This window comes from Paraburkholderia phytofirmans OLGA172 (genome assembly GCF_001634365.1).
Lineage (GTDB): Bacteria > Pseudomonadota > Gammaproteobacteria > Burkholderiales > Burkholderiaceae > Paraburkholderia.
The window spans coordinates 1893916-1907243 of sequence record NZ_CP014578.1; the positions used below are offsets into that span (position 1 = coordinate 1893916).

Sequence of the window (13328 nt, forward strand, 5' to 3'; positions counted from 1 at the left end):
TCTGCGACTCGCGGCTTGAGTGCCGCGGTTCGCACATCGTCAGCGCAGAATACGTGAAAGTGCGCGCGCCGTTTGATAGTGGACCCTCTAATCAGGACGCGGCACTTTCGAACGTCAGTTCAGCTGATACGAGTACGTCGCGTTGATGCGGGGGCTGCGCGACGCGCTTTCCACCGGCGCGTCGCCGATCGGCTTGGCCACCGACAAATCCAGGCTGTAATACTTCGAGTCGGAGATCCGGAAGCCGAATGCAATCGACGACAGCTTCGACGGCGAGGGCGTTCCCGCATGCAGATAGACGCGAGCCATGTCGAACGAGACGTAGGGGGTGAAGGTGCGCAGATAGGTGAAGCCCGGCGTGAACGCCCGGTTGACTTCGAACGTGGCGCCCCAGCCCGAATCGCCCGATGCCTCTCCTGGCTCATACCCCAGCGCAAAACGCTGTGCGCCGAACGAGATCTGTTCCGACGTCGGCAGCGAGACGGCGCTGTATTGGCCGGTCAACGAAATCGCGGTGCCGATCTTCAGCGGCCACTCATTGGTTTGCGAAAAGCTTGCGCCGGTCCGCACGAAGTTGATCGACGCCGGATTCGCGACGGTCGTGCCGGGAACGTTCGAGTCGCCGGATTTCGATGCGCCAAGGATATCGAATGCCTTCGCCACCGAGATACTCGCGCGGCGCACCTGGCCGGTTTCCGCGCTGGCGTAGTCGGCCTGCAGTTGCATCACCCGCACCTGCGAGCGCAAGCCGATCTGTGCACCGGTCTGCTGATTGTTGTAGCGGTCCTCGTCATGCGAGGCATAGGCCGAGGCGGTGCCGATCACGCTTTGCTTGTTGTTCAACAGGATCGGATAGGCCAGCGAGCCGCCGACCTTGTCGTTGATGACCGTGCGCTCGATGTAAGAGGGCAGGCCGGGATTGTCGACCGGATTGCCGCGATAGTGCGACGCGTCGATCTTCCCGGTCAGTCCATCGCTGCCGACCGGTACCGCGGCGTGCGCGGCAAGATAGGTGACGTTGTCGCGGCCCTTCGGCAGCAAGGCGGACACGCTCAGTTGTTCGCCGAGCGCGGTCAGGCCGTTCTCGGTGGCGGTGAGCAGGCCTTGCACGCCGGGGTGATTGAAGTCGATACCCGCGCTGACGTCGAACGGTTTGCGCTCTACGTTCAATTCGAGCGTGGTGGCGCCGTCGGTGTTTTGCGGTGGCGCCACGTTGGCCGCGACTTTGACGCCGGGCAACAGCCCCAGCACGTTGATGTAACGCTCGAAGGTGGCGCGCTTGAGCGGCCGGTCGGCGACGATGTGGTCGGCGATCGAGCGGATCTTGTCTTCGACCATGCCCGGCTTGCCCGTCACCTTGACCACGGACACGTAGCCTTCCACTACGGTCACTCGCACCACACCGCCTTCGAAAGTTTGCGCGGGAATGAACGCGAACGAGAGCGCATAGCCGCGCTCCTGATACAGCTTCGTCACGCCGTCGGCGACCTGAATCAGATCGCCGATGGTGGTGTCTTTGCCGACGAGGGGTGTGAAGCGTTGCGCGACTTCATCGAACGGAATGGACTTCACGCCCTCGACCTGAATCTTTGAAGGCGTCAGATGGCGGGCGAGCAGTTCCTGAAGTTGGGGGGCTTGCGGCGCGACCTGCAGGGTCACGTTCGGGCCTTTGTCGGGCGCCTTGATCTGCGGCAGCGAATCGAGTGGATTACCGCCGACTGCCGGGCCGGCCGGGCGTGACTGCGCTTGTGCTTCTACCTGCATCGCGCTTGCCGCAATTGCAGCGAGCAGGAGGGTCCATTTGCTAACGTACCCGAGTTTCATCGGATTTTCCTCGTATGCCGTTCTTGTATTGCGGGCGCGCCGCCTGGCCGGGCTGGTCGCGATCGCTTATGTGTGGCTCGACGCATACTGCCATGCTTGCATGTATAACGTCACGGGCTCCGTCGGGCTTGAGCATCGGCTGCAAAAGCGCGGAGCACGTGATGAGACGGACTGCTTATGCGCGTTGCGCAGCGGGACGTCCGATGGGACGCCTCGTGCGCGCGGCATTGATGAGCGACTTATGCGGACTACTTATGGCTCACCGGCACCAGACCACCGAGCAGTGTCGTCAAGCCGCCCGCCGGACTGCTCGAGCTGCTCGTCGATCCGGCTGCCGAGCTGAGCGTGCCGGTCAGCTGGCCGACGAGGGCGGTGACGGGGGCGAGCGGACCGCCGCCGCTGCTGCCCGAGGCGCTGCTGGTGACACCGGAGAGCGCGCCGGTCACCGTCGACAGCGGACTCGATGCGCTACCCGAGCCGCCCAGCGCCGAAGTCAGCGAACCCAAGGGCGTGCCGCCCAGCGCCGAGGTCAGCGAACCCAGCGGCGAGCCGCCCGTAGCCGAAGTCAGCGAACCCAGGGGCGTGCCGCTCAGCGCCGAGGTCAGGCCTGACAGCGGTGTGCCGCCGAGCAGCGTCGACAGCGAGCCGAGCGGGTTGTTGCCGAGCCCGAGACTCGCGAGCGAGTTTTGCAGCGGGCCGGTCGGGCTGCCGTTAGCAGGCGCTCCATTGACGACGGCCGTGTTCGGGCTGCCGACGAGGCTCGTAAGCAAGCCGGGAATCGGATTCGCGCCATTCGGGCCGTTCGGATTGACGAGGCCGCCGGCGTTCGTCACCGTGTTGCCGAGCGAGCTGACCAGTGTGCCGAGATCGGCGCCGACCGGATTATTCGTTGCCCCGCCGACTTGCGAGCCGGCCGAGCTCAACGCTCCGCCGATTTGCGCGAGCACGCCGCCGACTGGCGCGCCGAGGCCGGTCTGCGTGCCGACCGTCTGCGTCACGAGTCCGGCGGTCTGCGTGATCGGCGTGATGGCGGTGCTGATCGGCTGGGTGATCTGTTGCACCGGCGCGGAAGCTAGCGAATTGCCGAGCGTTGCGCCACCGGCGTTCAGTGCGCCGGCGGTCGTGGAGAGGACCGTTGCAAGCGGCGTGGTGAGCGGCGATAGCGGCGCGAGATTGCCGGTGCCGAGGCCGCCGACCGCGGTGCTCAGACCTTGCACGACGCCGCTCGTCGAGCTGACCACCGAGCCGAGTCCGGCGACCGTGGTGCCGACCGGATTGGAGGTCGTGCCGGTTTGCCCGACGCCGTCGCCTATCGCGTTGGAGAGCGCGCCCAGTGTGCTGCTCGTACTCGACACCGCGTTGCCGAGACCTTGCGTGACTTGCGGGCTGAGGCCCGGGATGGTCTGCGAGGCGATCGTGTTGCCGAGGTCGCCGGTGGTCTGCGCGGCGGCGGTGGCGAGGCCGCTGGTCCCCGACGTCGCCGTGGTGGGCGGCCCGCCGCTGGTCGAACCCCCGCCGCCGGCGCTACCGCTGCCAGATACGCTCGGCGGCGCAGTGACGCCATTGCCGCCACATGCCGCGAGCAAACCGGCGGCCGCTACGGCGATCAACGGTGCGCGCAACGACGACACGGTCGCGCACGCCGCATAGAGATTAAAAAAACGTTGGGTGGACATATGTGCTCCTCAGTGTCTTCCAGGTGTCGTGTGCGTTGATTTCGTGCGCCGGGACAACGGGTGTCTGAGCGGCGCGGCTCAATTCAGCCAGGTTCCGGAAGGGCCGGGGCGCGGCTGGCGGGCCACACTCCGGTTTCAGGTTGCTGCACTTCTTTCGATGACGGCGACGGCATTGCTTACTTCTTCGACAGACCGCCGAGCAGGCCGCCGAGGATCGACGTCACGGGCGCGAGCGGGCTGCTGCCCGTTCCCTTGCCGCTGGTGCTCGACAGCGACAGGCCAGGGCCCGAGCTGGTCGAGGCGGTGGTGGTCGTCGTGGCTGGCGTGGCGGCCGCCGTGGTCGTGACGCCGCCGAGCGCGCCGGTAACACTCGACACCAAGCCGGCGACTGGGGCGAGCGGGCTGCTGCTGCCGGCCGTGCTGTTCAGGCCGCTGGTCACGCTCGAAAGCAGGCCGGTGACAGGCGCCAACGGGCTGCCGCCGCTCGATGCGCCGCCGAGGCCACCTGTTACGCCGGTGAGCGGAGCGAGCGGGCCACTGCTGGCGCCGCCGGTCAAGCCGCCAAGTGCGCTGGTGAGCGGGGCCAGCGGATTGCCGCCGGTGCCGCCGGTGAGCAGGCCGCCTACCGATGCGGCCGTGGTGCCCGTATCCGCGACCGTATGACCAAGTGCGGCCGTGATCGGATTGCCGCCGGTTGCACCGATCAGCGTGCCGGCCTTGCCCAGGCCGCCGCCAAGGGTCGAGAGCAGGCCGTTCAACGGTGCGCCGAGGCCCGTGGTGGTGCCGACCGTCTGCGTGGTCGCTGCGACCATCGACGTAATCGGCGTGATAGCGGTGCTGAGCGTTTGCGTGACTTGCTGCACCGGACCCGTCGAGAGCGCAGTGGTGAGCGTGCTGCCGCCGTTGGTCACTGCGCCGCCGAGCGTATTGACGGCGCCGCCGAGTGGTGTGGTGATGGCCGCCAACGGCGCGAGCGGGCCGCTGCCGAGACTCGTCACAAGGTTGCCTGCATCCGTCACGGCGCCGCCGGCATGACCGACCACGCCGCCGAGGCTCGAGACCGTCGTGCCGATCGCGTCGCCGCCGGTACCGAGTTGGCCGAGTCCTTGCGCTACGCCGTTGCCGAGCGTCGAGACCGCCGAGCCGGCTTGCTGCACGATGCCGCCGGCGGCCTGGGTGGTTTGCGAGCTGACGCCCGGCAGCGTTTGCGAGCCGATCACGGTACCGATGCTCGAGACCGTCGAACCGGCATCGCTGACCACACCGCTGGTGTTGCCGATTGTTGTGCCGAGCGCATTCGCGACTGCGCTCGTGCCTGTTCCTGTTCCCGTTCCTGTTCCAGTATCCGTACCGGAGCCGCCTTCCGAACCGGTGCTGATGCCGGAACCGCCCGAGCCCATCGAACCGCTGCCGGTGGTGGAAAGTGCGCTGCCGACGGAGCCGCTACCGCTGCTGCCGGTGCCGGAACTCAGGGCTCCGGAGCCTCCGCAAGCACCAAGAGAAAGCATCGCTGCCACGCTGGCCGCAATCAGCGTTGTTCGTCGTATGGTGTTGGCCGTTTGAATTTTCATGTCGCCCTCGCATCGCATGTGTTTTTGGGTGTTGCTGCGTGCTTATCTCTGCACGAGCCGTGCCATTTCGACTGAGTAATGCAGAATATTTGTTGCCGAGAGGCGTGAGGCTATGCGTGATATGGCTTTGCGAGGAATTGATGGAGTGCCCGCTAACTCAGATATACCGCGCGAAAATGAATTCGCTAAACGTTTGCGAGGGCTGCGTAACGTAACGAGCCACGCGCGCCGTTACGAAACACGGCGTAACGCAAGCGCAAAGGGAGGGGCCGCGCGCTTGAAACGTTCTGTTCAAACAAATAATTAGTGTAGCGAATCTAACTTATGGTTATTCCTATGTGCTGCAACGCACGAACTGCCGTTAACCTGAGCACGACGCGAAAATGCATATGGCGTCGCGCCAAGGGCAGCGGACAATTGCTTAAATATGTTGATTCGGCTATAAAACCCGAATGCATCGAGGATTGACGTGGGAGGTGCGTAATCGAACAGACAGCTCGTAGACATCTGTTTTATTGAAGCCAGCTGCCAAACGGTACTTCTGCAGCGCAACACGCAGGACCAGGAATTGAGAGACCAATGGTCCGCAGCGCCCAAGACTCCGTCATCCGAAGCAGCGCGTAAACGAACGAAATAAATGAAAGTCCGAGGGTAAAAATGAAAAAGTTCACCAAACGCTTCCTGAGCGATAACAAGGGCGTGACGGCCATCGAGTATGGTTTGATCGCGGGGTTAGTAGTACTCGTCATCGTTGCGTCGGTGACGTCGATTGGGACGAATCTCAAAGACGCGCTTGGCAACGTTGCGGCCGCGATCCCGACTAGCGCCCCAGGCGCCTAAAGGGCAACCTGCAAACGTCCTGCGAATCGGCTGGCGTGATTACGTTCGCTCGCTTCGCAGGCGTTTTCTAACGCATCGCCAAATTGGCTAGAGCGAATTGCATTGCAATTCACATGGCGTTGCTTTGCCTGCCGGGTGCGAAATGAGTGTCTTCGTTGGTATTTTATTATTTATCGCCTGGGCTGCACTGGTCGCTATTAGTGACTGCGCCCGCCGGCATATTTCCAATTCAGTTGTCGTCGCTGGTTTGGCGGCGGCATTCGGCTGCGCATTTCTGCAATGCGGGCCTTTCGGCGTTTCGGCGACCCAGGCGAGCGTTGGCGCGTTGATTGGTCTCGTCGTGCTGTTGCCGTTTTTCGCGCTCGGCGTAATGGGGGCTGCGGACGTCAAGGTGTTCGCCGTGCTGGGCGCGTGGTGCGGCATGCACGCTTTGCTCGGCCTATGGATGGCGGCTAGTCTCGCCGCGGGTGTCCATGCGCTCTGGCTGTTGATTACGACGCGCACGCGGCTCGCTGGTTTGGTCCGTTCCCACGGCGCGACTTTCGAACTGGCTGGCAAAAGCTCTACGCCTTACGGCGCATGTCTTACGGTGGCCGCAAGTGCATGGCTCGTGTTGCAAGGACTGGCTGGGGGGCTGCGATGAAACCGCTAGCAACCCAGCCTGCGTGCGCGTCGCTCAAGCGCATCCAGATGCGTCACGCGAGGGCGCAACGGGGCTCCACGGCGGTCGAGTTCGCGTTGCTGTTCCCGCTGTTCTTCACCATTCTGTACGCGATCGTTACCTTCAGTTTGATCTTCGTGGCGCAGCAGAACCTGACGCTCGCAGCAGAGGAAGGCGCGCGCGCCGCGCTGAACTGGCAGAGCAATACGTCGCTGCAAACCGCGCTCCTCAATCGCGGCAACGCCGCCTGTGCCGCGGCAAAACTGATGATCGCGACACTGGTGCAATCCGCGCAATGCACGCCGACTTCCGCGCCCTGCGGCCCGAATAACACGATGCAGTGCGTGAACGTCCTGCTGACTTACAACTACCAGGCTAACCCGCTGGTGCCGACCTTGCCGCTGATGAGTTTCACGTTGCCCGGCACATTGGCGAGCAGCGCCACGGTGCAACTCAACCCGGAGAACATTCAGTGACGTACGCGCCGGCTCCCAGCCTTTATGTCCGTCGATGCTGTTTTGAACGCTCGTACGGCACGGCATCGTTCAACCGAAGCAGTGAGTCGTCATGCCGACTCTGACCAAAATTCTTGCCGGCGTGCTGATCGCTGTCGCGTTGCTCCTCGGTCTGTTCGCGTGGACGCTGTCGCGCCGTCCGGCACCGGTGGCTGTGACCGCCGCGACGCACGCAAGCTTCCCGGTGGTGGTCGCCACCCGCATGTTGCCGGCAGGCAAGCCGATCACCGTCGACGAACTGCGCGTGCAGACGCTGCCGATCAATCCGAACGGCGCCTTCACCGATCCGGCGCAACTGGCCGGCCGCGTGCCGAACGCCGAGATCGGCGCGGACTCGCCGGTGCTCGAGGCTCAGTTGTCATCAGGACTTGCCGAGCGTATCGAGCCGGGCGAACGCGCTCTCGCCGTGCGGGTCGACGAGGGCAATGCGGTCGGAAACCGGTTGCGGCCAGGTAATTTCGTCGACGTGTTTTTCACGCTCAAGCGCGACGGCGTCGTGGGCAACGGCAGCGAAATCGATCGTACTCAAGCGCGTCTCCTGATGTCGAAAGTGCGCGTGCTCGCGTTCGGCAACGCAACCACCAACGGCGACAGTGCCGGCGACCCGAACGGCATGGTGCGCACCGCGGTGCTGGCGGTGCCGGTCGCAGATGTGGACCGTCTGACGCTCGCCGAAAGCGCTGGCCGTCTGATCTTCGCGCTGCGTAATCCAAAGGATGCCGAAGTAGTCGATCAAGACGCGCTGCCGTCCTATCCGGGCGTATTGAAAACGGTGGCCCACACCGGCGCGGCTGAGCCGCTGCAGGATTCGACCCGTGCCGCGGCCGGCGTGTCGCTCGACGCGTTGTCGGGAAGCACCAGTTCGGCAGGCGCCGGTGCACGGCCGCCGCTGCCACATATGCCGCCGCCGCCGACGCGCGTCGCGGGTAACACAAATAGTACAAAGAGCGGTATCGAAGTGATACGGGGTGGGCGCGCCGAGTCGGTCGCCTGGTAAGCAGTTTCAGGGAGCGGGCGGCCACGCGCGTCCACAACTACATGACACAACGGATTTTTGTATTCGGGAAGGCGGCGTGGCTTGGGTTGGCTTTGCTCGCCGCATCGGCTGCGACTGACGCGGCCGGTCCGGTGCAGCGGACGTACTCCGCACAGGCATCCCAGACAGCTCAGGCTGCGTCCTCGCAGACCATCGACCTGACGGTCGGTGCGCAGCAACCGCTCGTGACCGGCCATACGCTGCAGCGTGTCGCGATCGGTGACCCGGCAGTGGCCGATGTGCTGATCATCAAGGGCGACAAGCGCGGCGGCGTGCTGTTGGTCGGCAAGGCGGCGGGCACGACCAACCTGATGCTCTGGGCGCGCGATCGCGAGACGCCGCTGACCTATACGGTCAACGTAACCACGCCGGCCGCGGCTTCGCTGCTCGGGCCCGATACGCCGGCCGTCAAGGTGCTCGGCAGCACGGCGGTGGTCTCCGGCTCGTCGGCGACCATGGAGGCGCACCAGCGCGCCGTGGTCGCGGCGGAAGGCTCGCTGGGCAAGGATGGCGCCGTGTTCGACACGTCGACTGTGGCGAGTCGCGCGGTGGTGCAGGTCGATGTGCGGGTAGTCGAGTTCAGCCGCTCGGTGCTCAAGGAAGTCGGCTTCAACTTCTTCAAGCAGAACAACGGATTTTCGTTTGGCTCGTTTGCGCCATCGGCGCTGACCTCGGTTTCCGCGACCGCGGGGCAGCAGCCGCAAACGACGGCCACGATGCCGATTTCGTCGGCGTTCAACCTGATTTTCAACTCCGCCACGCATGGCCTGTTCGCGAACCTGAGCCTGCTGGAGAGCAACAACCTCGCGCGCGTGCTGGCCGAACCGACACTCGTGGCCTTATCCGGGCAGAGCGCCAGTTTCCTCGCCGGCGGCGAGGTACCGATTCCAGTGCCACAGGGGCTCGGTTCCACAGGCATTGAGTTCAAGCCGTACGGCGTTGGACTCACGCTGACGCCGACTGTATTGAGCCCGCAACGCATTGCGTTGAAGGTGGCGCCGGAGGCAAGCCAGCTGGATTTTGCCAACGCCGTGACGATCAGCGGCGTGTCGGTGCCCGCGTTCACCACGCGCCGTGCCGACACCACGGTCGAGCTCGGCGACGGCGAGAGCTTCGTGATCGGCGGCCTGATTGATCGCGAGACCGCATCGAATGTTGCGAAAGTGCCCTTGCTCGGCGATCTGCCGGTGATCGGCACCTTCTTCAAACAACTGAATTACCAGCAGAACGAGAAGGAGCTGGTGATCATCGTGACGCCGCATCTGGTGTCGCCGCTTGCGAAGGGCGCGACCTTGCCGACGACGCCGGGCGAGCAATCCGAGCAGCGCAATGGACCGGTGTGGCGGTCGCTGATCGGCGGCGTGACGGCAGGCGATGCAGCGCCGGGATTTTCGAAGTGAAGCCGGCGGGCGGCCAGGGGGCGCGCCGGATCGGTGGAGCAGTGAGCCAGTGTGTACGCGAACCGCGCGGCCCCGCTGGCAAGCAGGACGACGCGGGGGCTTCGCAGCCGATGCCGCATAAGGATGTCCAACATGAACGCGAGAACGCATTCATTGACTGAACGGGCGGTTACCGATTATTTCGTGTTCGCGTCGCTGGACGACGAACACGTGCATTGGCTCGCCGATACGCTGGTGGATGCCGGCGTGGTCGAAGCAGCCACACTCGATCCCTCGATGCTGATGCAGCGTATTGCAGTGCTGAATCCGTCGCTGGTGTTCGTCGACTTTTCCGGCGGCCGCGCTGCTGCCGCGAGCGCTGCGGCGAGCGCGGTGCGCACAGCCTATCCGGGCATGCAGATCGTCGCGCTCGGAGCGCTCGCCGAGCCCGAAAGCGCATTGGCCGCGCTGCGTGCCGGCGTGCGCGATTTCATCGATGTGTCCGCGCCCGCCGAAGACGCGTTGCGTATTACGCGCCAGGTTCTGGACAACCTCGTCGAACCGGTCAGCCGCCATGGCCATGTCACCGCGCTGCTGGGCGCGCGCATCGGCATGGGCGTGAGCACGCTCGCCGCGAACCTCGCGGTGATGTTGCAGCGGCGCGACGTCGCGCAAGGACGGCAAGCCGCTTTGCTCGATCTCGGCTTGCCGGCCGGTGACGGCTCGCTGCTCCTGAACACGCGCAGCGAATTCAATTTCGTCGAAGCCGTGCGCAACCTGCGCCGCTTCGATCAGACCTTCGTGCACACCGCCTTGTCGCATCATTCGAGCGGTCTCGCGCTCACCACGCTGCCGCCCAATCTTGCCGACATGCGCGAGGTGTCGTACTCGTCGTCGATCGGCTTGCTGAACCGGCTGCGCGCGTTCTTCGACCAGCAGATCGTCGATCTCGGCGGCTTCACCAATAGCGAGTTCATCGCCCACGTTGTGCAAGCTGCCGACGAAACCTGGTTGTTGTGCGATCAGGGCGTGGCCTCGATCGTGTCGGCAGTCGGCGTGCTTGACGCGTTGCGCGAGGAGGGCGTGGACACGGCGAACGTGCGGTTGATCGTCAACAAGTTCGACGCCGACCTCGGCCTTGCCGCCGCGCAGATCGCGCAGCGTTTGGACGTTCCGCTGCTGGGCACCTTGCCGGAGCGGCGCGTCACGCTCGGTCAGGCGGTCAACCAGGGGCATCTGCTGGCCGAAATCGCGGCGCGTGACCCCTACGTGCGCGCACTCGAACCCTTGATCGAACGGCTCGGCGGCGCCACGCGCGCGGTCGCGCAAGTACGCAGCAAATCCGCGTTCGGCGCGCTCAAGCGCTTCATTCCAACCACTTACAAGCGGTCATAGACGATGGCAAAAGAAATCGAATTTGCCGACGACGCACCTTCGTTCGCGCATAGCCAGCAGTTCCAGGACATTAAGAACGCCGCCCACGAACATCTGCTCACGCGTATCGAGGAACTCGGCTCCGAGTTCGGCCGCTGGTCGCGTAATGCGATCAACCAGTTCGTCGATCTGGAGATGGACAGCTTTGTGCGGCTGCGCCGGATACCGATCAACGAGAGTGAAGTAAGGTTGATCGCCGAGGCGCTGACCAAGGAGCTGGCGGGCTTCGGGCCGATCGAGGATCTGCTCGCCGATCCGGCCGTCGAAGATATTCTGATCAACGGCTACAACGACGTGTACGTGTCGCGTCACGGCATCCTGACCAGGATTCAGGTGCGCTTTGCCGACAATGCGCACCTGCTGCGGATCGTGCGGCGCATTCTCGCGCCGATCGGGCGGCGTCTGGACGAGTCGAATCCAATGGTCGATGCACGCTTGCCGAACGGCGGGCGTGTGAATGTGGTGATCGAACCGCTGTCGATCGACGGGCCGATCGTCTCGATCCGTAAATTCCGCAAAGATCCGATGCGTCCTGAGGATCTGCTCGCCAACGGCACTTACAACCCGGAAATCGGCGCGCTGCTCGAAGCGGCGGTCGCCGCGCGCTGCAACGTGCTGGTGTCGGGCGGCACGAGCTCGGGCAAGACCTCGCTGCTTAACGCGCTGGCGTTTCACATCCCCGAGCCGGAGCGGGTCGTGACAATCGAGGACACGGCCGAACTGTCGCTGAACCACCCGCACGTGGTGCGGCTCGAGAGTCGGCCAGGCGGCTTCGACGGCGCGGGCGTCGTGACTATTCGGGACCTGTTGCGCAATACCTTGCGGATGCGGCCGGACCGCATCATCGTCGGCGAAGTGCGCGGCGGCGAGGTGCTCGAAATGCTGCAGGCGATGAACACCGGCCACGACGGCTCGATGGGCACCGTGCACGCCAGTTCGCCGCGCGAATGTCTGTACCGCCTCGAAATGCTGGCGGGCTTCGCGGGCTTCCAGGGGACCGAGTCGAGCTTGCGCCGGCAGATCGCCAATGCGATCGACTTCATCGTGCAGATCGGCCGGCTTTCGAACGGGCGCAGGCGGATTCTGTCGATTACCGAAGTCACGGGGCTGTCGGACAACATCATCGCAACCCAGGAGCTCTATCGCTACGAGCCGGTCGCGACCGCGGAAGGCGACGAACTCGATAACTGGGTCTCGCTAGGCATCCACCCGCACTCGCCGAAACTGGCGCGTTTCCGCCAGGCGTTGGGCGGGGGCGAGGTGCAGAACGGATTCGGCAACGCGGGTTTCGGCGGCGGTGGCGGCTTCGGTGGCGGCGGCTTCGGAGGCGGCAGTGGCGGCTTCGGCGGAGGCTTCAATGTCTAGCGCGGTACTGGTCTTCGCGGCGCTCGCGCTGCTGTGCGCGGCGTTCGCGTTGCTGTTATGGCAGCGCGGCGCGCAACGCAAAGACCAGGCGAGCGCTGAACGCTATATCGATAGCCGGATGGCGGTGGCCATGCCGGCCGGCGCGGGTGCGGGCGGGTCGGCCGGCGGTGCGGGGGGCGGTCCGCGCGTCGCGCCCGCGCGCGCGGCTGCTGCGCCGGCCGTGTTCGCGCCGCAAGCTCCGCCGGCCGATGCGGGCTGGCTTGCGCAATGGCGCTACCTGCAAGCGCGTTTGCGCTTCATGCTGCAACACGCGATGGCGCGCGCGGGGATTGCCAATGCAAAGGCTCCTACCGCGGTCGCCGGCTCAATCGTGCTGCTGCTGTGCGCCTGGGCCGCGCTGATAGGCGGCGTGCTCGCCGCCGGTGCGACGCTGATTGCGTGCGCGATGTTCATCTATTTTCTGCTGGCGGTGCGCACGAACAAGCGCCGTCAACTGATCGTGCGGCAACTGCCGCTGTTCCTCGACGGCATCGTGCGTCTGATTACGCTTGGCAACAGCGTTCCTGCCGCGTTTCAGTCTGCGTTGCAAAGCACCGAAGCGCCGCTGCGCGAATGTCTGGACTATGTGTCGCGGATGTTGCGCACCGGCGTCGAAATCGATCGGGCGCTTTCGCAGGTCGCGGTGATCTATGGGGTGCGCGAGCTCGAACTGGTCGGCGCCGTGCTGCGTCTGTCGGTCAAGTACGGCGGCCGTGCCGACGTGATGCTCGACCGCATGGCCTCGTTCATGCGCGATCTCGAACAGGCCGAGCGCGAACTTGTGGCAATGTCGGCGGAAACGCGGCTGTCGTCGTGGGTGCTGGCGATGCTGCCAATTGGCATTGGCGGTTTTCTGATCCTCTCGAATCCTAATTATTTCGCTTCGATGTGGTTTGATCCGACTGGGCGGCAGCTGGTCTATCTGGCGTTCGGCTTACAGGTGATCGGCGCCTATCTGCTGTATCGCCTCGCAAATCTGAGGACATGA

11 protein-coding genes are annotated in these 13328 nt (G+C 64.7%); 8 read left to right on the forward strand and 3 right to left on the reverse strand.

Annotation, left to right across the window (positions count from 1 at the left end; genetic code table 11):
- Window positions 1-114 precede the first annotated feature (114 nt).
- From AYM40_RS08105 to AYM40_RS08115, 3 genes are all read right to left on the reverse strand, one after another.
- On the reverse strand, window positions 115-1824 hold the full coding sequence (locus tag AYM40_RS08105) for a ShlB/FhaC/HecB family hemolysin secretion/activation protein (RefSeq protein ID WP_063495766.1): 1710 nt from the start codon (window positions 1822-1824) through the stop codon (window positions 115-117).
- 248 nt (window positions 1825-2072) lie between these two features.
- Window positions 2073-3500, reverse strand: coding sequence for a collagen-like triple helix repeat-containing protein (locus AYM40_RS08110; RefSeq protein ID WP_063495767.1), 1428 nt, complete (start codon window positions 3498-3500; stop codon window positions 2073-2075).
- A 176-nt stretch (window positions 3501-3676) separates the two neighbouring features.
- Window positions 3677-5071 (reverse strand): collagen-like triple helix repeat-containing protein, encoded by a 1395-nt coding sequence (locus AYM40_RS08115; protein WP_082855005.1) that lies wholly within the window; start codon window positions 5069-5071, stop codon window positions 3677-3679.
- 657 nt (window positions 5072-5728) lie between these two features.
- Here AYM40_RS08115 and AYM40_RS08125 point away from each other — a divergent pair.
- The 8 genes from AYM40_RS08125 to AYM40_RS08160 all read left to right on the forward strand — a co-directional run bounded on the left by AYM40_RS08125 (window position 5729) and on the right by AYM40_RS08160 (window position 13328).
- Window positions 5729-5911 (forward strand): Flp family type IVb pilin, encoded by a 183-nt coding sequence (locus AYM40_RS08125; RefSeq protein ID WP_063495768.1) that lies wholly within the window; start codon window positions 5729-5731, stop codon window positions 5909-5911.
- A gap of 142 nt (window positions 5912-6053) precedes the next feature.
- Window positions 6054-6554 carry an A24 family peptidase gene (locus tag AYM40_RS08130; protein WP_063495769.1) on the forward strand — a complete coding sequence of 167 codons (501 nt, stop codon included), beginning with the start codon at window positions 6054-6056 and terminating at the stop codon, window positions 6552-6554.
- Window positions 6551-7048, forward strand: a complete 498-nt coding sequence (locus tag AYM40_RS08135; protein ID WP_063495770.1) for a TadE/TadG family type IV pilus assembly protein — start codon at window positions 6551-6553, stop codon at window positions 7046-7048. The genes AYM40_RS08130 and AYM40_RS08135 overlap by 4 nt, the downstream gene beginning before the upstream one ends.
- Window positions 7049-7139: 91 nt before the next feature.
- Window positions 7140-8084 (forward strand): Flp pilus assembly protein CpaB, encoded by a 945-nt coding sequence (cpaB, locus tag AYM40_RS08140; protein ID WP_063495771.1) that lies wholly within the window; start codon window positions 7140-7142, stop codon window positions 8082-8084.
- Window positions 8085-8125: 41 nt separating this feature from the next.
- Window positions 8126-9523, forward strand: a complete 1398-nt coding sequence (locus AYM40_RS08145; RefSeq protein ID WP_063495772.1) for a type II and III secretion system protein family protein — start codon at window positions 8126-8128, stop codon at window positions 9521-9523.
- Window positions 9524-9655: 132 nt separating this feature from the next.
- Entirely contained in the window at window positions 9656-10897 is a 1242-nt protein-coding gene (locus tag AYM40_RS08150) for a fimbrial protein (protein ID WP_063495773.1), read from the forward strand.
- A 3-nt stretch (window positions 10898-10900) separates the two neighbouring features.
- The gene (locus AYM40_RS08155) at window positions 10901-12301 is read left to right on the forward strand and encodes a CpaF family protein (RefSeq protein WP_063495774.1); all 1401 of its coding nucleotides are present in this window, start codon (window positions 10901-10903) and stop codon (window positions 12299-12301) included.
- On the forward strand, window positions 12294-13328 hold the full coding sequence (locus tag AYM40_RS08160; RefSeq protein WP_063495775.1) for a type II secretion system F family protein: 1035 nt from the start codon (window positions 12294-12296) through the stop codon (window positions 13326-13328). Before AYM40_RS08155 ends, AYM40_RS08160 begins: the two co-directional genes overlap by 8 nt.

Bases quoted from the DNA above. Each gene is read 5' to 3' on its own strand.
- AYM40_RS08105 (WP_063495766.1), bottom strand. From the start codon at position 1,824: ATGAAACTCGGGTACGTTAGCAAATGGACCCTCCTGCTCGCTGCAATT.
- AYM40_RS08110 (WP_063495767.1), bottom strand. From the start codon at position 3,500: ATGTCCACCCAACGTTTTTTTAATCTCTATGCGGCGTGCGCGACCGTG.
- AYM40_RS08115 (WP_082855005.1), bottom strand. From the start codon at position 5,071: ATGAAAATTCAAACGGCCAACACCATACGACGAACAACGCTGATTGCG.
- AYM40_RS08125 (WP_063495768.1), top strand. From the start codon at position 5,729: ATGAAAAAGTTCACCAAACGCTTCCTGAGCGATAACAAGGGCGTGACG.
- AYM40_RS08130 (WP_063495769.1), top strand. From the start codon at position 6,054: ATGAGTGTCTTCGTTGGTATTTTATTATTTATCGCCTGGGCTGCACTG.
- AYM40_RS08135 (WP_063495770.1), top strand. From the start codon at position 6,551: ATGAAACCGCTAGCAACCCAGCCTGCGTGCGCGTCGCTCAAGCGCATC.
- cpaB (WP_063495771.1), top strand. From the start codon at position 7,140: ATGCCGACTCTGACCAAAATTCTTGCCGGCGTGCTGATCGCTGTCGCG.
- AYM40_RS08145 (WP_063495772.1), top strand. From the start codon at position 8,126: ATGACACAACGGATTTTTGTATTCGGGAAGGCGGCGTGGCTTGGGTTG.
- AYM40_RS08150 (WP_063495773.1), top strand. From the start codon at position 9,656: ATGAACGCGAGAACGCATTCATTGACTGAACGGGCGGTTACCGATTAT.
- AYM40_RS08155 (WP_063495774.1), top strand. From the start codon at position 10,901: ATGGCAAAAGAAATCGAATTTGCCGACGACGCACCTTCGTTCGCGCAT.
- AYM40_RS08160 (WP_063495775.1), top strand. From the start codon at position 12,294: ATGTCTAGCGCGGTACTGGTCTTCGCGGCGCTCGCGCTGCTGTGCGCG.